Source organism: Bacillus cereus ATCC 14579 (genome assembly GCF_000007825.1).
Taxonomy (GTDB): domain Bacteria; phylum Bacillota; class Bacilli; order Bacillales; family Bacillaceae_G; genus Bacillus_A; species Bacillus_A cereus.
Window position 1 is genome coordinate 978,231 of record NC_004722.1, and the last position, 18,814, is coordinate 997,044.

Consider the following 18,814-nt stretch of genomic DNA (forward strand, 5'->3'; position numbering starts at 1 on the left):
CTGTTTCAGATGCTTTTTTTTTATTGTATTGATTCGACAAAATATGACAGGGGAAAGCGAATTGGTCTGTTATGATAATTTTTGAAATTTTACATTTTGGAGGATTAATCATGAACAAAAAGAAGATTTTCGGTGCGTTAATAGGAATTGTAGCCTTATTTGTAATTATTAATGTAGTTGTTATGAAAGAGAAAACGACATCAACTAGTGAAAAAATGTACTCTGAGAAAGAATATAATAAATTAGTAGATGAACATTTTGAAGAAACGCAAAAGTTGAAAAGTGATATGAGTGTGTTAGAAACTGAAAAAAAATCTCTTGATGAGCAAGTGAAGAAGTTAAAAGATGAGTTAGCGAAAAAAGAGCAACAAGTAGCGCAGCAGCCGGTTCAACAAGAACAACCAAAGCAGGAACCACAACAACCAGCACCAGCGCAACAGCCGGAAAAGAAAGAAGAGCCAAAACCAGAACAACCTACTGGAGCATTCGAAAATCCAATGAAAAGCATAAACAAAACAGAGGCAATGAATAAAGTAAAAGAAAAGGCGAAGAAAGACTTCCAAGATGATTATATGACACAAAACTTTGTTGCGGAGGAACAATCAAAAGCATTTGATTTCTTAAACAGTATTGAAATTAAATCACAAGAAGAATTAAATGTAATGAAGAATGCATTGAAAGATTTTTCTAACGACTTTATGACCGCGAAGTTTGTTTATGAAGAGCAAATGAAGGCGAAGAATAAGCAAGGGTAAAACAAAAACGTTATCTTTTAAAAGATAGCGTTTTTGTTTTGGGTTATAAAGTTATTCCTACATTTTACATATACAGTCTGACTGTATAAAATCAAACTATACAGTTTAACTATATAGTTTGGCTATATAGTTATCGTGACATTGGAAGTCTTTATGAATACAGATAAAAATTTACCATTAACGGAAACAAAGTATTACGTTCTTTTAGCTTTATTAGAGCCAGCTCATGGATATTTAATTATGCAAAAGGTGGAGGAACTGAGTAATCATCAAGTAAAAATCGCAGCGGGTACATTGTATGGTGCGGTTGAAAATTTATTAAAACAAGGGTTAATAGAATCAGTAAAAAGTGAAGATAAACGAAGAAAAGTGTATGTTATTACGGAACGCGGGAAAGAAGTATTGCACTTAGACTTTATGAGAATGCAGCACATTATTGAGGTTACAAAGAGTTTATTACACGTATAGTTAGGGGGAAACGATGATGTGGAGATTGAAATTCTTTTTAGACTTTGAGAAAGAGGAAAAATGGTTAGAAGAGATGGCTTGGAAAGGCTATCAACTGGAAAGCACTACATTTGGTTATACATTTAGATATACAGAACCAGAAGATGCGACGATTAAAATAGACCATAGAGTATTTAGTAGAAAAAGTGACTTTATTAATTACTGTACATTATTTGAAGATAGTGGCTGGGAGCATATAGCTGGTAATCGTTGGTCAGGTACGTACTATTTTAAAAAGGTAAATGAGGAAAGTGAAGATGACATTTTTTCAGATCCAATGTCACGAGCAGGGAAGTATAAGCGTCTATCTAAAACATTTTTAGAATTAGCAATCTGTTATTTGCCAATATTATTTTTATTTATGTATAGTAATACAATGAATTTAGGAGCCTTTGTAAATCCGAAAGAACTATACTTGACGCCAGGATTATGGGATAAGCAAGGTGTATCATTTCTATGGTCATTCTTATTTGAAACGCCATTTGCATTAATGAGAGGACTTTTTTTGACATTTATCCCCGTTGCGACATGTATGTTTTTCGTTTGCTCGTATAAAGCGAATCGATTGTATGAAGAGAGAAGATGATAGGATGGATCCCCTGAAAGCTTAAACTCTTGGGATAGATGGGCATCTATAATGACACTTTTCAAAAGAATCAGCTTTATAGAGCATACCCATAGTTTATAGTCTACTATATACCTTTTCATGAATATGTAAAATTACATAAAATTTCAGTGAAAAAGAGAGTATACTTTCGTATTGTGTAATAAAGATAAAGCCCGCCTACGGAAATAGGCGGGCTTTTTTTACTTATAAAGAAAAGACAACCTTTAAGGTGTCTTCCTTCGATTTGAAACATTTTACTAGGTTAAGTTTTTGTGATAATAAACTCTTTTAATTGGAATGAACCTACGCAGTACATCACTTTATTCTTAAGCATCATTCTCAACAAAAGTGAAGATTTTCATTATCTTTTTAACTACAAAGGGTAATAATTTAGAAGCTAAAAATGCAAGTACGAAAGCAATTCCCCATGTTTTCATCCATGATTTGAGAAATAAAGCTGTATATCCAACATTCATTGAAACCATGACGAAAGAGATAATGCTAGATATGCCTAAAATCATAAAGATATTAAAAATTAATGGTTCAAATTTTTTATTGATTTTCAACATTAACACCTATTTTCTATATATGCTTTGCTGCCCAATTTCACCAACATCTAATCTTACAGTTTGAAATCTAGGTTGTCCAGTTTGTTTTACTTTGGTGCAATAGCGATATTGTTTGGAATAAAGTTTCACTTTATTATTTAAGAGCGAATAAATGAAAAATAAAATATCCAAAAATATAGATAGAAATCCGCTTTTATACCTTTCAATAAAAGAATACTAGCATTATATATTATAAGGAATACTTGTCCTTAATTGTAAATGAAAGGGGGGAATTGGTATGAGTTATGGCTATGGTCACCCTCCAAAAAAATGCTTTGAACATCATAATGAAACTTTATCAACGGGTGTATTACGTAGACATTCCGCTACGTTATTTCTTACTGTTGAAGCTATGAATGTTGATCCAGATGATACTCGTAGAGTAACAGTTGAAATGTTTGATTGGTCATCGGGTTCTCCGGTATTGTTACCATTAATAGACCCTTCAACACAAACATTGCCACCTAATCGATATGTTACTTTTCGTTCAGCAGCTCTTCCTCCAGCACTCTTTGCTTATGAAGTAAGAATCATTCGTCCGAAAGATAGAGATGTTGTTACAAATGTTTTTGGTCTTAGTGCAATCGTATTTAACCCACAAGAAGGAAATAATGTTTTACAACATGATTTAGCAAAATTAGACTTTAAATAGATTTTATAAAGGTCTATTTATTGAGCATGATTAAACAAAAGAGTAGGGTGTAATCCTACTCTTTTTTTAACGTTAACTAGAATTTTAAAAGAAATCCTTCATCATTTTAGCATCTTTAATATTTACTATCACACCTTCTACCTTATCTTTCTTCTCATCTTTAGCAATTGTAATTTGTTCCTTATTATCAACCCAAACAAGAAACTCTTCTTTGGAGTCATCTTTATATGTAACGGTAATAGTAGAATGTGCAGATTCTCTCTTTTTTTGATCTAAAGTAATTGTTGTAGGTGTTCCATTTTGAACTGCTGAAACGATAGATTGTATCATTTCTTCGTTATCTGTTTGAGATTTGGAAGTAGTATGATTTGTTGTTTTCAGTATTTCAATGTCTGAAATATTTGCGGAGTTTAATTGAAAGGTATATTGTGCATGTTCTTGCTTAACTTGTGAAGCTTTATCTGTAGCCGAGGTGCTTGTACAACCTATTAAAGTGAAAGATAGAGCGGTTAGTGCGCATATAGATATGATTTTTTTCATAGTATCCCTCCTTAAGATTAATTATAACAATTTTCTGTTAATTTAGGTAGTTATTGTAAGGGGAAGATGTTTTAAAGTGGTAAATGATGTTGTTCATTTTCTATTAAAATTAAAATTCACATAATTTTTTTCATATTTTATGTTTAACATTTCGAAAATAGGTGTACTACATATAATATAACAAATAATTCATTTTAAAGGAGGAAGTTAAAGATGGAAACGAAGTATAGGAAACCTTTTGTATATGAATTTATTACGGAGAAAGAGGTCATGAATGCGGCGAATGATCTAGTGAAGAAAGGAATAGAACAAAAAGATATTTACGTGTTAACACATGAGAAAGAGAGGACAGATAGAATCGCAGATAATGCAGACGTGAACACGATTGGAATAAAAGAGGAAGGACTTGGGACAAGCATTATTAATGTCTTTCAAAAAACGGGAGATCAGTTAAGAAATAAGATGCAGGAGTTAGGGCTTAATGAGGAAGAAGCAAACTTCTACGAAGAAAAGCTAGATGAAGGGAAGATCTTGTTATTCGTTAAAGATTTAGAAAGAGTCGGTGAATGGTTACACGAAAGAAGATGCATGTATTCTATTTAAATTTGTATCCTGTAAATCTATAAATCTATTACGAAAAGGAGATGGGAAATATGAGTGAGAGCGGACTAAAAGAACAAATTACTGGTAAAGTGGAAAAGGCAAAGGGACAAGTAAAAGAAGGAATTGGTGAAGTTACAGAAGATAGAAAGTTGAAAAATGAAGGGAAGTGGGACAAGACGAAGGGAACGATAAAAGAAAAAGTCGGAAAAGTGAAACAAAAGATAAGTGATGGATTGGATAATAAAGAATAATACATGTTTATCAAGCTTTGGTTACATACCAAAGCTTGATAAATCCAATATAAAACGAATATAGGAGGTTTAATTGTGGGACTTATTATTACGTGTATTGTAGGTGGACTTATTGGTGCGTTAGCTGGAATGATTACGGGAAAAGACTTTCCTTTAGGTATAGTTGGTAATGTGATTGCCGGATTAATTGGATCTTGGGTAGGTAGTGCGTTATTTGGTCATTGGGGTCCTGAATGGGGAGGCATTTTCGTTCTTCCAGCGTTATTAGGTGCAATCGTCTTTATTTTAATCGTTACATTCTTCTCTAGAATGCTACGGAAAGCGTAAGTATGATAATGAATAGTAATCTTAAGTTTATTATATATAACTATAAAGTGAATGAACTGATAAAAATACATAAAAAAGCATCCAATTAAACTAATTTGGATGCTTTTTTATGTATTTTACATAGGAATGAGTGGAGGATGAAGAACCCCCCACTCATTAACATTACACTTTCTATTATGTATTAAGCCATCGTTACCTTTTTACAATTATTTATTCTTACGACTTGCCTTGGTTCTATATGAGATAAGTCCTCGCTATTACTTATATCAACTACAATTGTATTCGTTAGTATGTTAATAATGGAACCAACTAATTTTGTAGCATGATCGTGTCGATAAGAAAATTGAACGAAATCTCCCTTTTTAAAGTTGTGCTCTTCCATAGATAGATCCCCCTAAAAATAATGTTTATACATTATACATACACAAAATTATAAGTTTTAAACATTTATTAGTACGATTTAAGTGTTAAGCCGAGAAAGGTGTAGAAAATTTATTTATAATGAAAATAAAAAAATATGTTTAAAACTAATTTTTATGGGTAATTAAATAGTAAAAGTTCGAGATAAGGGGGCGGAAATGATGAATTTGGCAATAAATATTTTGCAAAATGATGGAGGTTATACGGTACAACTTAATGGTGAAATTGATGCATATACGGCATCAGATTTAAAAAATAAGATTATGCCTATTGCAAGCGAAAAAGAGGTTCAGATTGTAGTAGATTTTCATAACGTAGATTATATGGATAGCACCGGTTTAGGTGTTTTTATAGCGCTATTAAAAGCGGTTAAGAAAAATGATGGAAAACTAGAGTTTATTGGTGTATCTAAAAGGTTAAAAAGATTATTTGATATTACAGGGTTAACAGAAATATTAAATTTGAATTCCGATTTTGAAAAAGTAGAAAGAAGGTGACTAGGGATGATGGAGAGATTTGAAAAGATAGAAATGAAAATTCCTGCAAAGGCAGAATATGTGGCTATTATTCGTTTAACAATGGCTGGTGTTGCGAATCGAATGGGCTTTGCTTATGACGATATAGAAGATATGAAAATTGCTATTAGTGAAGCATGTACAAATATTGTACAACATGCATATAAAGAAGACGTTGGAGAAATTGCAATTGTCTTTGGACTATATGAAAATCGATTAGAAATTATGGTTGCGGATAATGGGGTTAGCTTTGATTTTAATAACTTAAAAAGGAAAGTTGGTCCGTATGATATTAGTAAACCAGTAGAACATTTGCCGGAAAATGGTTTAGGTTTATATTTAATTAATACGTTAATGGATGATATACAAATCATGCATGATGAGGGTATGACAGTTTTAATGACAAAATATATACAAAGAGAGCAGGTGGAGAATGATGGAAATCCAATCTCAACCTACGAATCTTACTAAAGAAGACGTTATTAAACTAATTGCAGACTTCCAACAAAACCAATGTGATGAAGCGCAGGAAAGGTTAGTTGAGCATTATAAAAATCTTGTCTATTCCATTGCATATCGCTATTCAAAAGGCGGACCGATGCATGAGGATATTATACAAGTAGGCATGTTAGGGCTCTTAGGTGCAATAAGAAGGTATGATTATTCGATAGGGAATGCCTTTGAGCCTTTTGCAATACCTACAATAGTAGGCGAAATAAAGAAGTATTTACGTGATAAAACTTGGGGCATTCACGTTCCAAGGCGAATTAAAGATTTGGGCGGGAAAATTAAGCTTGCGATAGAGGAGCTAACAGATCACCTACAACGTTCACCGAGGATAATAGAAATCGCAAATCATTTAGGACTATCGGAAGAGGAAGTTCTAGAGATTATGGATGCGAAAAATAATTATCGAGTATCTTCCTTAGATGATGTAGTTGAAAATTCATCTGATGGAAGTTCGGTAGCGAGAATTGAATCTGTAGGTGAAGTAGAGCAAGGATATGAAGAGACAGAAAGGCGTCTCGTTTTAAAGGATATTTTTAACGTATTAAATGATACGGAAAAGAGTGTTATTCATTATATATTTGGAGAAAATTTAAATCAAAAAGATACAGGGGAACGGTTAGGTATTTCACAAATGCACGTTTCTCGTATTAAAAGACAAGCGATAAGTAAATTGAAGCAAGCCGCATTTTTAGATACATAAAAAATTTAAAATAATGATGTTTAAAACATGAGAAAAGGGGTACTTATTAAGTATAGGAGGAGATATGAAAATGTCACACGATGTGAAAGAACTAATCGAAGGATTGAATGAAGATTTAGCAGGAGAATACTCAGCAATTATTATGTATAACCATAATGCAGCTACAGTTTCTGGTATATATAGACAAGTGTTAAAACCTTTCTTTGAATCTGAAATTAGTGATGAACAAGGACATGCCCTATATTTAGCGGAGAAAATTAAGACGCTAGGTGGTACCCCCACTACGATCCCTTTACCAGTGAAACAAGTAGAAGATGTTAGAGAAATGTTAGAATCCGCTAGACAATCAGAATATGAAACAATTAAGCGTTATGAAACGAGAAAAGAACAGGCAGCGAAATTAAATATGACAGAGTTAGTTGTAAAACTAGAAGATATGATTGCCGATGAAACAAATCATATGGAAGAATTAGATCGTCTTTTAAATGATAAAGCAATGGTGTTAAATTAAAAGTAGAAATTTATAGAGTGAAAGAACAAATTCCTATTTCTAGGGGTTTGTTCTTTTGTTGTATAAATATGTTTGAGTAAGAAATTTTCATTTTGTAACTGAGTATGTAATACTAGAAAAATAGAAAATGATAATAGATTTACATTTTAAATAAGAAAAGGGGAAATAACTTGTGTCCATTTTAATTGTTGATGATAATCCGGTTAACATATTTGTAATTGAGAAGATTTTAAAACAAGCCGGATATCATGATCTTGTATCGCTCAATTCTGCACAAGAGCTCTTCGAATACATACAGTTTGGAAAAGATTCTTCCAGGCATAATGAAATTGATTTAATATTATTAGATATTATGATGCCTGAAATTGATGGACTTGAAGTTTGTAGGCGATTACAAAAAGAGGAGAAGTTTAAAGATATCCCTATTATTTTTGTTACAGCTTTAGAGGATGCAAATAAATTGGCCGAAGCTCTTGATATGGGGGCAATGGATTATATTACGAAACCTATAAATAAAGTTGAACTATTAGCACGTATGCGTGTAGCGTTACGCTTGAAATCGGAATTAAATTGGCATAAAGAGCAAGAAGAAAATCTTCGGAATGAACTAGATTTAGCTACGCAAGTACAAAGAAACTTATTAAGTAGCCCATTAAGAGAAGATCATATAAAAATTGAAGCAAGTTACTTGCCCTCATTTAAACTAGCTGGAGATATGTATTATTGGTATAAAATCGATGAAAATCGCTACGGTATTATATTATTAGATGTGATGGGACATGGTGTATCTGCTTCATTAGTTTGTATGTTTATTTCGTCTGTATTACGTGAAACGATTAAATGTTTAATTGATCCAGAACTCGTTATTAAAGAATTAAATAAATATATGACCCTTTTACATAATGAAAATGATAATATTCCCTATTATTTTACGGCCATATACTTAGTTGTTAATACAGAAGATAGAACAGTTGAATATGTCAATGCAGGGCATCCTTCTGGATATGTTTTAGTTGATGAAACAAATGTAGTTGAACTAGATCGCGGGAGTTGTGCGGTAGGATTTTTTGATGAAATAAAAGTTGAAAAGACAGTTATACCTTTTGAGAAAAATGCTCAAATCGTATTATTTACAGATGGTGTTCTTGAAGCAATTGCAAATGATGAATTTGAGGCTGAAGAGAAATTACGTACTTTTACAGAAAGAAAATGGGGAGATTTAGAAGGCGAGATAGAAGGGTTTTACAAGGAAGAACAAAAGAAAGCGCAATCAGATGATATGTGTCTCATTATGATACAAACGAATGCGAAATAAAAAGCGTATGAAATCCAAACAGAGGATTTCATACGCTTTTTATTGTATTTTTTGATAAATTTGTTCACTAGGATTAAATTGGGTATAATGCGGCATTATATTTGAAAAACGAAGAGTTTCTTTATTTCCTAAACATAGAAATCCATTGTGACCTAAGCTTTCATAAAATAGTTGCTGCACTTGATTTTGAAGTTTGCTTGTAAAGTAAATTAAAACGTTACGACAAAGTATAATATGAAACTCGTTAAAAGATTGATCGGTTACTAAATTATGCTGTGCAAAAATAATGTTTTGTAAAAGTGATGGATTAAAATAAGCAAAACGATTATCTGTTGAATAATAGTTAGAAAACGCTTGTGTACCGCCAGCTTGTAAATAGTTTTTCGTATAAGTTTGCATTTTATTTAACGGGAGGATACCTTGTTTTGCTTTTTCTAACACATTTGTATTCATATCTGTTGCGTAAATAACCGACTTTTCACTTAATCCTTCTTCGTGAAGTAAGATGGACATTGATAATACTTCTTCACCAGTTGCGCATCCAGCATGCCAAATTCTAATTTCAGGTTGCTTTTTCAATTCAGGAATAACATGCTCTCTTAGCGCTTTAAAAAAGGCAGGGTTACGGAACATCTCAGTTACATTAATCGAGAAATCATTTAATAACTGTTCTAAAACCCCTTCCTCGTGAATTACTTTTTCAATTAATTTTGAAATGGTTGGGATATTAGAGAGCTGCATTCGATTACAAATCCTTCTATAAATAGATGTGCGAGCATATTGGCGAAAATCAAATCCTGATAGTTTAAATACCGCTTCCAATAGTAATTCAATTTCTAAGTTTGTGCGCTCATCCGTATCTACTGATGGATCAAAATTATAATACTTATTTTCCACTCCAACTAAACCTCACTTATTTTATTAACCATACACTCATTACCGAATAGAGTTGATGTAGATTTAATGGTTTACTTATATAATCTGAAGCGCCAGCAGATAAACATTTTTCCTTATCATTTGGCATTGCTTTAGCAGTTAATGCGATAATAGGTATTTCATGTAACCCTAAGTTCATTCGGATATTTTCCATCGTTTCATAACCGTCCATATTCGGCATCATAATATCCATTAAAATAAGGTCAATATTTGTATTGCTTTTTAGTATTTCTAAACACTCTATGCCGTTTTGGGCAGTAATAATGTTGGCATTTTGTTTTTTTAATGCATTTTGTAACGCAAATATATTTCGATGATCATCATCGACAATTAAAATGGTTTTCTCTTGGAAGACGTTATTTGTTTCGGTAGTAACGATAGTTTCTTCAACAACTTTAGCAGGAATAACATCTTCTATCGTTGCTGCGACTTCTAAATTGGATAACTGTATATCATGTAATCCATTTGGAAGGTTAGGAATATATACGGTGAAAGTACTACCTTCTCCTACATTACTCTCTAACGTAATCCAACCACCTAATAATCTCGCAAACTCTTTACAAATAGATAAACCTAATCCTGTACCACCATACTTTCGAATCGTTGCTCCATCTGCCTGTTGAAAGGCTTCGAAAATAAGTTGATGCTGTTCTTTAGCGATACCAATACCAGTATCTTTTACTGAAATTGTAATCCAATCTTTACTGATAGACTGCATATCATGACTTAAATTGGTTGTTTCTATCGAATCAAAATGTAAAGAAACGGATCCTTTTTCTGTGAATTTAAATGCATTGGATAATAAGTTTTTAATAATTTGCTCAATCCGTTTTGCATCTGTATAAAACAGATCAGGAATCGTATCACTGTCTTCAATAGTAAATTCGACATTTTTTTGTGCAGCTATATGTAAAAAGTTTTGATGCATATTGGCTGCCATGTCACTTATGTTCGTTGCCTCAAAAATGATGTCTAGTTTGCCTGCTTCTACTTTAGATAAATCTAGTATGTCATTAATTAAAGTAAGTAAGTCTTTCCCTGATGAATGAATGACAGTTGCTAATTCAATCTCATCGTCGGATAAATTGTTATCATGATTTTCTCTTAACATTTCAGATAATAGTAAAATACTATTTAATGGTGTGCGTAATTCATGTGACATATTTGCTAAGAACTCAGATTTGTATTTTGAGCTGCGTAACAACTCGCTTGCTTTTTCTTCTAATTCTAATTTAGTAATTTGTAAGTCAGCTGTCTTCTGCTCAGCCTCTTCAGTTCTAGACTCTAATTGTTCATTCGTTGTTCGTAATTCTTCGGCTTGCATTTGTAGTTCTTCCGCTTGTGTTTGCAATTCTTCTGATTGAACTTGCAACTCTTCTGTCATTGCTTGTGATTCATGTAAAAGAGTTTGAATTCGCATACGTCCCATAATACTATGGATTGTTAAACCTAAATTATCAACAGTTTGGTGAATTAAATCTTGATGTAAATCTGAAATCTCAGTTACACTTACTAACTCCATTACTGCAATCACTTCATCTTCAAATAAGACAGGGATGACTAGTATATTTTTAGGACGTATTTCTAATAATCCAGTAGTAACGTAACGAAACTCTTCAGGTATGTCCCTCAGAATAAAACTTTTCTTTTCTAAAGCAGACTGTCCAATGAAACCTTCACCCATTTTAATGGATTGTTTTCCAACATCAGCACCTTGATCGGCGAAAGAAGCTTTTTTCACATAGTAGACAGTTTCTTCATATTCTTCACGTACATAAAATGCACCGCAAGAAGTTTGCGTTTTTTGTATGATGCCACTAAGAATTTTTTTACCTAACATCTCAATAGAAGATACACCTTGATACATTAAAATTAATTCTGCAAGCTCAGTTTGTAACCACTCTCTTTTTGATATTTCGTCTAGTAGGTGATTTGTTGTATGAGCAAGATCTTTTATTTCATCATGTGTATTTACATGAATTCTTTCCGTAATTTTTTCTTTAGAAGAAATGGATTTAATAGCTTGAATTACATTTTTAATCGTTTTTGTAATGGCATTCGAAATATAGAGTGAAACGATAATAGAAATACAAGAAAGTAAGAACAATAAACTGTATAACCAAATCTCTAATTTATTATTTTCAGTATCTAATTGTGCAGCTCTTTTTTTCGTTAGTTGCTCCTCAGTGTTACGGAAGTTAGTTAGCTGTGATTGTAATGACTGAATTTGAGTCGTGTCGATTGTTTGTACATTATTACTATTATTATTTGCAATGAGTGGGTGAATCTCTTTATTAATCCAACTAGTAATGTTTTCGTTAATCTGTTTTAATTTTTCTTGCTGAGAGGGATTATCCTCTAATAAAGCAAAAAGATCTTGATAATGTTTTTCGTAATCCTTTTCCGCAGAGTTAAGGGATTGCACGTAAGTAGGGTTATTAGAAATGATAAACCCTTTCGCTTTATTTTCAATTGTTAGTAACTCTTTCTCCACTTGATTCGTTAAATTGAGAACTTTAAAATCGTGATCAATAATAAAATTACGAGATTTTTGTAAGCTGGAAATCTCATTGTTTAACATAATGAAAGAAACAAGTAAGAACAAAATGATAACTAAATAACCAGCCATAATTTTGTAGCGAATACTAAATTTTGCTTTCGAGTTCATTAAAAATTCCTACCTTCAAGGTTATTAAAACTTTTCTATTTTAAAGAATGAAAAACGTAATATATATTATATCAGTTTTCATAAGGTCAAACTAGAAATCCCCCTATTGTATTAGGGGGTTCTTTTTTAATAGAGGAAATCATTTTGAAATATAAAAACATATATGAAAGGTAGTAGACGAGGGAATAGAGGATAACAAACATTCTAAGAAGGGAAGAGTGTTCTTAAAGCTCTTTTTGCATCTATTCCTTCAAAAATAAATAATACAAGATCTCTCTTTTTTACAGTAAGGAAAAAGGATACTAGAGTGCTTAAGTTTTTAATAGAAGTAAGTGTTCCATGTTTACTTATAAACAAATTAGCTTGAAATGTTGTCATTAAAGCATAAAAATGATGAATCTGCGTTATTGTAGGTGTTTCATTATAAGAAATAGTAGTAGAGTGAATGGCGTTCATCGTAATATTCCTTTCCATATAGTAAGCATAACAATATAAACATACCCGTTTAAAAAAATGTTAAACATATAAATAAGAAAAAATATAATTATAGTTTTTTACGTTTAGAAAAGGTTAGGAAGGGTATACATATACTACAAAGAGATTAACTGAAGATGAATTGTAAGATGTCTATGTTTAGTAGATTAGTCTATCAAAATATAATTTTACTTTAAATAAAAAGGAGCCTGGTATACATGAATGAAATGATGATTAATATTACATTTGATTTAATTTACTTGTTAAGTAGTTCACTTGTAGTGCTTATACTATTCGCTTTTTTCGTAAATGGTTATGTTAATAAGAAGATTAGTGTATACAGAAATGAAGAAAAATAAAGATACATTATATAAAACTTTAGGAGGTTAATAGTTATGAATGTAGATAGAAAAATAGTAGGTGTTTTTAGAACAATTGATGATGCGGCACTCGTTATTAATGAATTAAATGAAAAAGGATACTCAGCAGATAACATTTCAGCTATTGCGAAAGATCAAAAGGAAATTGAACATCTGGAAGAAAAATCGGGTGAAAAAGTGAATAGCGAAACTGCACATAAAGCAGATATCTTTTCAGCAACAGGGCTTGTAGCTGGAGGAGTAGCAGGCGGACTCGGTGGTTTATTAACAGGTCTTGGTATACTTGCCGTTTCTGGAATGGGTCCAATCGTAGCAGCGGGACCGATCGCAGCAGCTATTGGAGGAGCTGGTATTGGCGGAGGAGCTGGAAGTTTAATAGGAGCATTTATAGGATTAGGAATTCCAGAAGAACATGCTAAAAAGTATGAAGAATATATTTACGATGGAAATATATTAATTTTAGTAGATGCAAAATTAGATAATAAGTTAGAAATCTATAAAATCTTTGATAAGCATCATGCTTATAACTCTGATTTCTTTAAATAAAATGTAAACAAAGTAAATATCGTTTTTTGATCTTACAAATTTGGCGCGGCCGAGGAGTCGTATGACTATAAGAGAGGAAGGGCTTATAGTAAAAGATCAAGTTCTATCATGCTATTTAAAAGGGAAGAGGTGTCTTTTCGTGATTGTAAAAATATTAAAGGATAGCAGTAATAGTTTCCTTTGTACAGTTCAAAATAAAAATGGAGACCAGTATGTGAAGAAATGGTTTCGTAAACATGAAAACAATGAAAAATTAGGACGACCAACTTTTAAAGAAGTAGAAAAGGACTGGAAAGAAAATAAAGAGTCGTTTATGTATCCTAATGTTAAAGCGCTTTATTAAACATAATAGGCATTTTATTCTTACAAAACTGTCACATTCCTGTAAGGTAATTCAATAGATTAGTTGTGTGTTCCATGTCATAATAAAGACATAAGAAAGCTAATTAAAACTACAACTTATTAGGAGAGTGTCAGTCATGATTGTAACAACAACGTCTGGAATTCAAGGTAAAGAAATTATTGAGTATATCGATATTGTAAATGGTGAAGCTATTATGGGTGCAAATATTGTCCGCGATTTATTCGCTTCTGTTCGTGATGTTGTCGGTGGTCGTGCTGGTTCTTATGAAAGTAAGCTAAAAGAAGCTCGTGATATCGCAATGGACGAAATGAAAGAACTTGCAAAACAAAAAGGTGCGAACGCTATCGTTGGTGTTGACGTAGATTACGAAGTAGTTCGTGATGGAATGTTAATGGTTGCTGTAAGTGGTACAGCTGTACGTATATAAGTAAATAAAAAACAGGCTCACCCCTTGAAGTTTATGCTTTGAGGGGGTTTTTTATTTTTCTTTTGTTCATGACTAAAGTTAAAATAGAGAAGGGCCGATGTACTAGCTCGCTTATTTCAAATGTAGTATATTATTTCTTAAGAAAAAGCAAGTAAATGGAAGTTTTTGTATTTAAAGAAGGTGTTAATTTTATGACAAATAATAAAATTGCTATTTGAGGTACGAAGAGAATGAGTGGTATGAATAATTTTAGAAAGTGTATAGTTAATAGAAATAAACGATGGAGTATGTAAAGAGTTATATTACATAAAATTTATTATGAATGGAGGCGGTTACACTATGTTTTGGTTAGGATGTTTTTTAGGATACATTGTAGGTTCTATTATTACATGTGCGCTACTTTACTTTGGATATAGATCCAATGAAAATAAAAAAGCGGATATGCAAAAAGGGGAGGAGAGAAAAATCAATAAAAGAGGTGTATAGTAGGCGAAAGGTAAGGTGATAACATTGATGCAAAAATAAAGGACAGTTACATATTTCATATGATTACTATGTACTGTCCCGCTTATTCCTTTTGGATTAGGAAAAATTGTTCCCTGTCTTGCTATAAATTTCATAAGCAAAAAATCCAAATAAATAGCCTATTCCAGATCCTAAACTAACTGAAAGTAGTAATGAATCAGGAGAAAATATGCCAACAATAATACCGATCAAACACCCTAAAAGCATTCCTATTGGTATTAAACTATCTAATAAAACTTGAGCGTTTTTTGATTTTTTCTTACCTAAGTTACCGTTGTTATATTTATGTTTAAGGCTACCAATCACATATACTACAATTCCCCCGACTATTAAAACAGGCGCAATTGCCGTGAGTAACCACATGTTAGAACCTCCTTTCGCTTTTTTAATTAAATTACATAAGCTACTTAAAATTCTATGCTACTAAATGGATTGATAGTTGAATGTACTCAATTTAATAATTCGTTAAAAAAACTTTCCCTTTCGTTTTCTCCGCAGATTGCACAACATCAACCGCCGTTTTCACATCCGCTAAGTCATATGTAGAATGTACTTTCATAAAACGTAATTGCTTATTTTCTACTAAGTGAATTAAATGACGAAACGTCTCTTGCCATTTATATGGTGACACTTCTTTATTCCAATGTCGTAAATGAAATATGTTCGCGTGCACTTTTGCTTTCGTGACAATCTCTGCCCAGTTTACTTGTATGCCTGATAGAAGACCGATCGTTAAAAAGTGCCCGTTTGGACGTAAGGAGAAAGCTAATTCATTTCCATCCGGTCCCCCAATAGAATCAATCGCAGCGTCTGCACCTCTGCCGTTTGTTAATGTCATAACTGTTTCATAAAGCGGGGCAGTCGAAGTATCAATTACATGATGAGCGCCAAGCTGAAGTAATTCCTCTGTATGTTTACTATTTCTTGTCACGGCAATGAGTTGGAAATTTAAAATTTGCGATAACTGCGCAAAAAGATGACCAATTGCGGATCCACAAGCATTCACTAATAAAACGTCATTACGCTGTAAGTTTAACGTTTCTGTACATGTAACCCACGCTGTAAGGGGATTAATATACATTTGTGCCGCGGTAAAATCATCAATAGAATCGGGAATAGGGACTACAAAATCAGCCGATGTTTTCACATATTCTTGCCAAGTACCTTCCCCGCGTAACGGTAACACACGTTTACCGATAAGCTCTCTAGAAACAAAAGCTCTTACATCTTCTACAATACCAACACCTTCATAACCAGGTATGTTAGGTAACGGAATTCTATGAGCGTACGCTCCGGTTATTGGAATTAAGTCAGATGGATTAATCGGTCTAACTAGCATACGGACGAAGACTTCATTATCTTTCAGTGGTTCTATATTTTTATATTCAACTTGTAATACGTCTTTTGGATTGCCAAACTTATGAAATTGAATGTGTTTTCCACGCAAGATAGATGTTCCCCCTTAGTTTGATTGAGTTTATTATAGCATTTTTGGTTTGGTTGGTTATTTTGTTAATGATAAATAGGGTTTGTACAATGGTAAGTAAAATAGATTTTAATTTACGTATTTATCAGAATTTTATAAAATGTGTATATAACTATGAAATGGGGGAGATTTCTTCATGTGTACTAGTTTGACGTTACAAACTAAAAATTTCCAACATCTTTTTGCGAGAACAATGGATTTCACATTAGATATGAATCAGGAAGTAATAATCATTCCTCGGCGTTATCAGTGGAACAATATAACTGGTGAAACAATCCGAACGAAAAAGGCTGTTGTCGGAATGGGAATTAATTTTGGAGGAAGGGTCATGATGGCAGATGGAGTAAATGAAGCTGGTATGACATGTGCAACTCTCTATTTCCCAGGATTCGCTACTTATAGTAGTCATGTAGATAGCAATAAAACGAATGTAGCACCATTTGATTTTGTGACTTGGAGCCTCACGCAGTTCAATTCTGTTGAAGAATTAAGAAAATCTATTGATAGCATTGCCTTTATAGATGTGCCATTACCAATTTTAGGGGTTACTCCACCGCTACATTGGATTTTAGCAGATAAATCGGGAGAATGTATTGTACTTGAGCCGACAGCTGATGGAATAAAAGTGTATGACAATCCAATAGGAGTGATGACTAATAGTCCGGAGTTTAGTTGGCATTTACAAAATTTAAGACAATATATTGGTCTTAAATCGCAGCCATTTGCGCCAACGGAGTGGGGCGATGTACCATTAAGTGCTTTTGGCCAAGGTTCAGGATCGATGGGACTTCCTGGAGATTTCACACCGCCATCAAGATTTGTACGGGCAGCGTATGGCAAACAAAACATTCAAGGTATAGAGAACGAAGAAGAGGGTATATCGGCTATTTTTCATATTTTATCGAATTGTGAGGTTCCTAAGGGGGCAGTAATAACAGAAGACGGTATATTAGATAATACGATCTATACAAGTGCAATGTGTATGGAGTCTGGAACATATTATTACCATACTTACGATTGTAGACAAATTATAGCCATTCATTTATTCAATGAAGATTTAGATACAGCTGAGATTAAAACGTATCCGTTTCAGCGGAAACAAAAAATATTTTATGAAAACTGAAGCGCCCCTGAAAAAGTGAGACTAATAAAAACACCTCCATTTAATTTGCATACTTAGTATGCGAATTTAGGAGGTGTTTTTTATCATTTACCAATATTCAGGTTTACTTCTTGCTATTCTATTAAGCCGAAGCTCTCTTCATTCTCTCAAGTAAACTAGACAACACATGCGTACGATAAGATTCTAGTTTTTTACCTTCATAAGTACGGATACCTAATTTTTTAAGTTCTTTTACATACCAACCTTTGCTTCCGAAATACATGTGATCGCTCCCCTTCAACTTTGTTTTTATTTATCCTGATTGCATATGGAGGTACAGGAATTATAATGAAGGAAATGAATTTCGCGCGAAAATGGTTAACTTTGTTGCAAAAGACATATATACTAAAGATAGTATACAACGAGGTGGACAAGACGTGATTATAGAGAAGCACGAAATTCAAATTGACCAAATTACTAGCGGTAAAGTGAATATCTTTACTTTCTATAGAAATAGAAAGCAAATTGATGATCATTTTTTACGATTGCAAGAACCATCGCTTACAGCAAACTACTTCTTCCATTTTCATTTTGATGCAGAGAGCTTGCATCTACTGCAGAAAGAGTTTCCGAGCGTATATCCGTACGACGGTAGTGAAACGATTCACGACTGGACGGAAAAGATGAAAGCTGAATTGCAACATCAGATCCAAACAGGAAAATGGAATAAACGCGTACGTATCGGTAATCGCATTCTAGATGTGGTGTTTACGTGGTGTGACGAAGATATAGTAGAGTGAAAAAGAAGCGGATGACGCTTCTTTTTTTTAGCGCTGGAATAAAACGAGCTTACCTGCAGTAGATGTACAGCGATGTGTTTTTTCATACAATCCTTTTTCTTGTAAGATAGATTCACCTTTTGCTTTTGCTTCTTTTTCAGTTGCCGCCTCGAATGATTCGTCTAATGCTTTTGAACCATCTTTTTCAAAGACTGTTAGAACGTATACTCCCATGAAAATTCCCTCCAATAATTAAAATCAGAATCTTATAATTATTTTGACATAAAACGCTACAATATGCAAAGA

At 32.8% G+C, this 18,814-nt stretch carries 29 protein-coding genes; 19 read left to right on the forward strand and 10 right to left on the reverse strand.

Features of this window, described 5'->3' with window-relative positions:
• Positions 1-110 precede the first annotated feature (110 nt).
• The 3 genes from BC_RS04975 to BC_RS04985 all read left to right on the forward strand — a co-directional run bounded on the left by BC_RS04975 (position 111) and on the right by BC_RS04985 (position 1,848).
• Entirely contained in the window at positions 111-755 is a 645-nt protein-coding gene (locus tag BC_RS04975) for a hypothetical protein (RefSeq protein WP_001035208.1), read from the forward strand.
• A 153-nt stretch (positions 756-908) separates the two neighbouring features.
• Entirely contained in the window at positions 909-1,223 is a 315-nt protein-coding gene (locus BC_RS04980) for a PadR family transcriptional regulator (RefSeq protein ID WP_001090719.1), read from the forward strand.
• 13 nt (positions 1,224-1,236) lie between these two features.
• The gene (locus BC_RS04985) at positions 1,237-1,848 is read left to right on the forward strand and encodes a DUF2812 domain-containing protein (RefSeq protein ID WP_002195227.1); all 612 of its coding nucleotides are present in this window, start codon (positions 1,237-1,239) and stop codon (positions 1,846-1,848) included.
• Positions 1,849-2,195: 347 nt separating this feature from the next.
• Here BC_RS04985 and BC_RS04990 read toward each other — a convergent pair whose 3' ends face one another.
• Complete coding sequence (locus BC_RS04990) at positions 2,196-2,435, reverse strand: DUF2798 domain-containing protein (protein ID WP_000700224.1); 240 nt, start codon at positions 2,433-2,435, stop codon at positions 2,196-2,198.
• Between the two features lie 280 nt (positions 2,436-2,715).
• Between BC_RS04990 and BC_RS04995 the strand changes: the two genes are divergently transcribed.
• A complete protein-coding gene (locus tag BC_RS04995; RefSeq protein ID WP_000120216.1) occupies positions 2,716-3,129 on the forward strand; it encodes a hypothetical protein in 414 nt (137 codons plus the stop codon).
• Between the two features lie 84 nt (positions 3,130-3,213).
• Here the strand turns inward: BC_RS04995 and BC_RS05000 are convergent, their stop codons facing one another.
• On the reverse strand, positions 3,214-3,669 hold the full coding sequence (locus tag BC_RS05000) for a hypothetical protein (RefSeq protein ID WP_000720856.1): 456 nt from the start codon (positions 3,667-3,669) through the stop codon (positions 3,214-3,216).
• Between the two features lie 213 nt (positions 3,670-3,882).
• Here BC_RS05000 and BC_RS05005 point away from each other — a divergent pair, with 213 nt between their 5' ends.
• The 3 genes from BC_RS05005 to BC_RS05015 all read left to right on the forward strand — a co-directional run bounded on the left by BC_RS05005 (position 3,883) and on the right by BC_RS05015 (position 4,850).
• On the forward strand, positions 3,883-4,272 hold the full coding sequence (locus BC_RS05005; RefSeq protein WP_000448799.1) for a general stress protein: 390 nt from the start codon (positions 3,883-3,885) through the stop codon (positions 4,270-4,272).
• 50 nt (positions 4,273-4,322) lie between these two features.
• On the forward strand, positions 4,323-4,523 hold the full coding sequence (locus tag BC_RS05010) for a CsbD family protein (protein WP_000004257.1): 201 nt from the start codon (positions 4,323-4,325) through the stop codon (positions 4,521-4,523).
• Between the two features lie 75 nt (positions 4,524-4,598).
• A complete protein-coding gene (locus tag BC_RS05015) occupies positions 4,599-4,850 on the forward strand; it encodes a GlsB/YeaQ/YmgE family stress response membrane protein (protein WP_000522903.1) in 252 nt (83 codons plus the stop codon).
• 181 nt (positions 4,851-5,031) lie between these two features.
• Here BC_RS05015 and BC_RS05020 read toward each other — a convergent pair whose 3' ends face one another.
• Positions 5,032-5,232, reverse strand: a complete 201-nt coding sequence (locus tag BC_RS05020; RefSeq protein ID WP_000391011.1) for a hypothetical protein — start codon at positions 5,230-5,232, stop codon at positions 5,032-5,034.
• A gap of 196 nt (positions 5,233-5,428) precedes the next feature.
• Here BC_RS05020 and rsbV point away from each other — a divergent pair, with 196 nt between their 5' ends.
• The 5 genes from rsbV to BC_RS05045 all read left to right on the forward strand — a co-directional run bounded on the left by rsbV (position 5,429) and on the right by BC_RS05045 (position 8,821).
• Positions 5,429-5,767 carry an anti sigma b factor antagonist RsbV gene (gene rsbV, locus BC_RS05025; protein WP_002195245.1) on the forward strand — a complete coding sequence of 113 codons (339 nt, stop codon included), beginning with the start codon at positions 5,429-5,431 and terminating at the stop codon, positions 5,765-5,767.
• 6 nt (positions 5,768-5,773) lie between these two features.
• Entirely contained in the window at positions 5,774-6,256 is a 483-nt protein-coding gene (gene rsbW, locus BC_RS05030) for an anti-sigma B factor RsbW (RefSeq protein ID WP_000970576.1), read from the forward strand.
• Complete coding sequence (gene sigB / locus BC_RS05035; protein ID WP_002164611.1) at positions 6,219-6,995, forward strand: RNA polymerase sigma factor SigB; 777 nt, start codon at positions 6,219-6,221, stop codon at positions 6,993-6,995. Before rsbW ends, sigB begins: the two co-directional genes overlap by 38 nt.
• Positions 6,996-7,065: 70 nt before the next feature.
• Positions 7,066-7,506 carry a ferritin-like domain-containing protein gene (locus BC_RS05040; protein ID WP_000017755.1) on the forward strand — a complete coding sequence of 147 codons (441 nt, stop codon included), beginning with the start codon at positions 7,066-7,068 and terminating at the stop codon, positions 7,504-7,506.
• A 172-nt stretch (positions 7,507-7,678) separates the two neighbouring features.
• Entirely contained in the window at positions 7,679-8,821 is a 1,143-nt protein-coding gene (locus BC_RS05045; protein ID WP_000025517.1) for a fused response regulator/phosphatase, read from the forward strand.
• 39 nt (positions 8,822-8,860) lie between these two features.
• On the opposite strand, the gene BC_RS05050 is transcribed toward BC_RS05045, so the two are convergent.
• From BC_RS05050 to BC_RS05060, 3 genes are all read right to left on the reverse strand, one after another.
• On the reverse strand, positions 8,861-9,718 hold the full coding sequence (locus tag BC_RS05050; RefSeq protein ID WP_000429044.1) for a CheR family methyltransferase: 858 nt from the start codon (positions 9,716-9,718) through the stop codon (positions 8,861-8,863).
• Positions 9,719-9,734: 16 nt separating this feature from the next.
• Positions 9,735-12,425 (reverse strand): ATP-binding protein, encoded by a 2,691-nt coding sequence (locus BC_RS05055; RefSeq protein WP_001084970.1) that lies wholly within the window; start codon positions 12,423-12,425, stop codon positions 9,735-9,737.
• A gap of 204 nt (positions 12,426-12,629) precedes the next feature.
• Positions 12,630-12,881, reverse strand: coding sequence for a hypothetical protein (locus tag BC_RS05060; RefSeq protein WP_000991349.1), 252 nt, complete (start codon positions 12,879-12,881; stop codon positions 12,630-12,632).
• 236 nt (positions 12,882-13,117) lie between these two features.
• Between BC_RS05060 and BC_RS27530 the strand changes: the two genes are divergently transcribed.
• The 5 genes from BC_RS27530 to BC_RS27535 all read left to right on the forward strand — a co-directional run bounded on the left by BC_RS27530 (position 13,118) and on the right by BC_RS27535 (position 15,102).
• Complete coding sequence (locus BC_RS27530) at positions 13,118-13,258, forward strand: hypothetical protein (RefSeq protein ID WP_001004569.1); 141 nt, start codon at positions 13,118-13,120, stop codon at positions 13,256-13,258.
• Positions 13,259-13,294: 36 nt separating this feature from the next.
• Positions 13,295-13,825 carry a general stress protein gene (locus BC_RS05065; RefSeq protein ID WP_001100102.1) on the forward strand — a complete coding sequence of 177 codons (531 nt, stop codon included), beginning with the start codon at positions 13,295-13,297 and terminating at the stop codon, positions 13,823-13,825.
• A gap of 139 nt (positions 13,826-13,964) precedes the next feature.
• On the forward strand, positions 13,965-14,168 hold the full coding sequence (locus tag BC_RS05070) for a DUF4028 family protein (RefSeq protein WP_002023439.1): 204 nt from the start codon (positions 13,965-13,967) through the stop codon (positions 14,166-14,168).
• Between the two features lie 136 nt (positions 14,169-14,304).
• Entirely contained in the window at positions 14,305-14,616 is a 312-nt protein-coding gene (locus BC_RS05075) for a YbjQ family protein (protein WP_000637511.1), read from the forward strand.
• A gap of 339 nt (positions 14,617-14,955) precedes the next feature.
• Entirely contained in the window at positions 14,956-15,102 is a 147-nt protein-coding gene (locus tag BC_RS27535) for a hypothetical protein (RefSeq protein WP_000498628.1), read from the forward strand.
• A 96-nt stretch (positions 15,103-15,198) separates the two neighbouring features.
• On the opposite strand, the gene BC_RS05080 is transcribed toward BC_RS27535, so the two are convergent.
• A complete protein-coding gene (locus BC_RS05080) occupies positions 15,199-15,504 on the reverse strand; it encodes a hypothetical protein (RefSeq protein WP_000266569.1) in 306 nt (101 codons plus the stop codon).
• A gap of 91 nt (positions 15,505-15,595) precedes the next feature.
• On the reverse strand, positions 15,596-16,588 hold the full coding sequence (locus tag BC_RS05085) for a zinc-dependent alcohol dehydrogenase family protein (RefSeq protein ID WP_001214239.1): 993 nt from the start codon (positions 16,586-16,588) through the stop codon (positions 15,596-15,598).
• 175 nt (positions 16,589-16,763) lie between these two features.
• Here BC_RS05085 and bsh point away from each other — a divergent pair, with 175 nt between their 5' ends.
• Positions 16,764-17,750: a choloylglycine hydrolase gene (bsh, locus tag BC_RS05090; RefSeq protein ID WP_000337598.1), complete on the forward strand. Its 987-nt coding sequence runs from the start codon at positions 16,764-16,766 to the stop codon at positions 17,748-17,750.
• Positions 17,751-17,871: 121 nt separating this feature from the next.
• On the opposite strand, the gene BC_RS05095 is transcribed toward bsh, so the two are convergent.
• Entirely contained in the window at positions 17,872-18,012 is a 141-nt protein-coding gene (locus BC_RS05095; protein ID WP_000273537.1) for a YflJ family protein, read from the reverse strand.
• Between the two features lie 154 nt (positions 18,013-18,166).
• Between BC_RS05095 and BC_RS05100 the strand changes: the two genes are divergently transcribed.
• Positions 18,167-18,529, forward strand: coding sequence for a hypothetical protein (locus BC_RS05100; RefSeq protein ID WP_000582785.1), 363 nt, complete (start codon positions 18,167-18,169; stop codon positions 18,527-18,529).
• Between the two features lie 27 nt (positions 18,530-18,556).
• Here the strand turns inward: BC_RS05100 and BC_RS05105 are convergent, their stop codons facing one another.
• Entirely contained in the window at positions 18,557-18,742 is a 186-nt protein-coding gene (locus BC_RS05105; RefSeq protein WP_000539552.1) for a YhzD family protein, read from the reverse strand.
• Between the last annotated feature and the right edge of the window lie 72 nt (positions 18,743-18,814).

Excerpts from the sequence above, each read along its gene's own strand:
- BC_RS04975 (WP_001035208.1), top strand. The coding sequence starts at position 111 with ATGAACAAAAAGAAGATTTTCGGTGCGTTAATAGGAATTGTAGCCTTA.
- BC_RS04980 (WP_001090719.1), top strand. The coding sequence starts at position 909 with ATGAATACAGATAAAAATTTACCATTAACGGAAACAAAGTATTACGTT.
- BC_RS04985 (WP_002195227.1), top strand. The coding sequence starts at position 1,237 with ATGATGTGGAGATTGAAATTCTTTTTAGACTTTGAGAAAGAGGAAAAA.
- BC_RS04995 (WP_000120216.1), top strand. The coding sequence starts at position 2,716 with ATGAGTTATGGCTATGGTCACCCTCCAAAAAAATGCTTTGAACATCAT.
- BC_RS05000 (WP_000720856.1), bottom strand. The coding sequence starts at position 3,669 with ATGAAAAAAATCATATCTATATGCGCACTAACCGCTCTATCTTTCACT.
- BC_RS05005 (WP_000448799.1), top strand. The coding sequence starts at position 3,883 with ATGGAAACGAAGTATAGGAAACCTTTTGTATATGAATTTATTACGGAG.
- BC_RS05010 (WP_000004257.1), top strand. The coding sequence starts at position 4,323 with ATGAGTGAGAGCGGACTAAAAGAACAAATTACTGGTAAAGTGGAAAAG.
- BC_RS05020 (WP_000391011.1), bottom strand. The coding sequence starts at position 5,232 with ATGGAAGAGCACAACTTTAAAAAGGGAGATTTCGTTCAATTTTCTTAT.
- rsbV (WP_002195245.1), top strand. The coding sequence starts at position 5,429 with ATGATGAATTTGGCAATAAATATTTTGCAAAATGATGGAGGTTATACG.
- rsbW (WP_000970576.1), top strand. The coding sequence starts at position 5,774 with ATGATGGAGAGATTTGAAAAGATAGAAATGAAAATTCCTGCAAAGGCA.
- sigB (WP_002164611.1), top strand. The coding sequence starts at position 6,219 with ATGATGGAAATCCAATCTCAACCTACGAATCTTACTAAAGAAGACGTT.
- BC_RS05040 (WP_000017755.1), top strand. The coding sequence starts at position 7,066 with ATGTCACACGATGTGAAAGAACTAATCGAAGGATTGAATGAAGATTTA.
- BC_RS05055 (WP_001084970.1), bottom strand. The coding sequence starts at position 12,425 with ATGAACTCGAAAGCAAAATTTAGTATTCGCTACAAAATTATGGCTGGT.
- BC_RS05060 (WP_000991349.1), bottom strand. The coding sequence starts at position 12,881 with ATGAACGCCATTCACTCTACTACTATTTCTTATAATGAAACACCTACA.
- BC_RS27530 (WP_001004569.1), top strand. The coding sequence starts at position 13,118 with ATGAATGAAATGATGATTAATATTACATTTGATTTAATTTACTTGTTA.
- BC_RS05065 (WP_001100102.1), top strand. The coding sequence starts at position 13,295 with ATGAATGTAGATAGAAAAATAGTAGGTGTTTTTAGAACAATTGATGAT.
- BC_RS05075 (WP_000637511.1), top strand. The coding sequence starts at position 14,305 with ATGATTGTAACAACAACGTCTGGAATTCAAGGTAAAGAAATTATTGAG.
- BC_RS27535 (WP_000498628.1), top strand. The coding sequence starts at position 14,956 with ATGTTTTGGTTAGGATGTTTTTTAGGATACATTGTAGGTTCTATTATT.
- BC_RS05080 (WP_000266569.1), bottom strand. The coding sequence starts at position 15,504 with ATGTGGTTACTCACGGCAATTGCGCCTGTTTTAATAGTCGGGGGAATT.
- bsh (WP_000337598.1), top strand. The coding sequence starts at position 16,764 with ATGTGTACTAGTTTGACGTTACAAACTAAAAATTTCCAACATCTTTTT.
- BC_RS05095 (WP_000273537.1), bottom strand. The coding sequence starts at position 18,012 with ATGTATTTCGGAAGCAAAGGTTGGTATGTAAAAGAACTTAAAAAATTA.
- BC_RS05105 (WP_000539552.1), bottom strand. The coding sequence starts at position 18,742 with ATGGGAGTATACGTTCTAACAGTCTTTGAAAAAGATGGTTCAAAAGCA.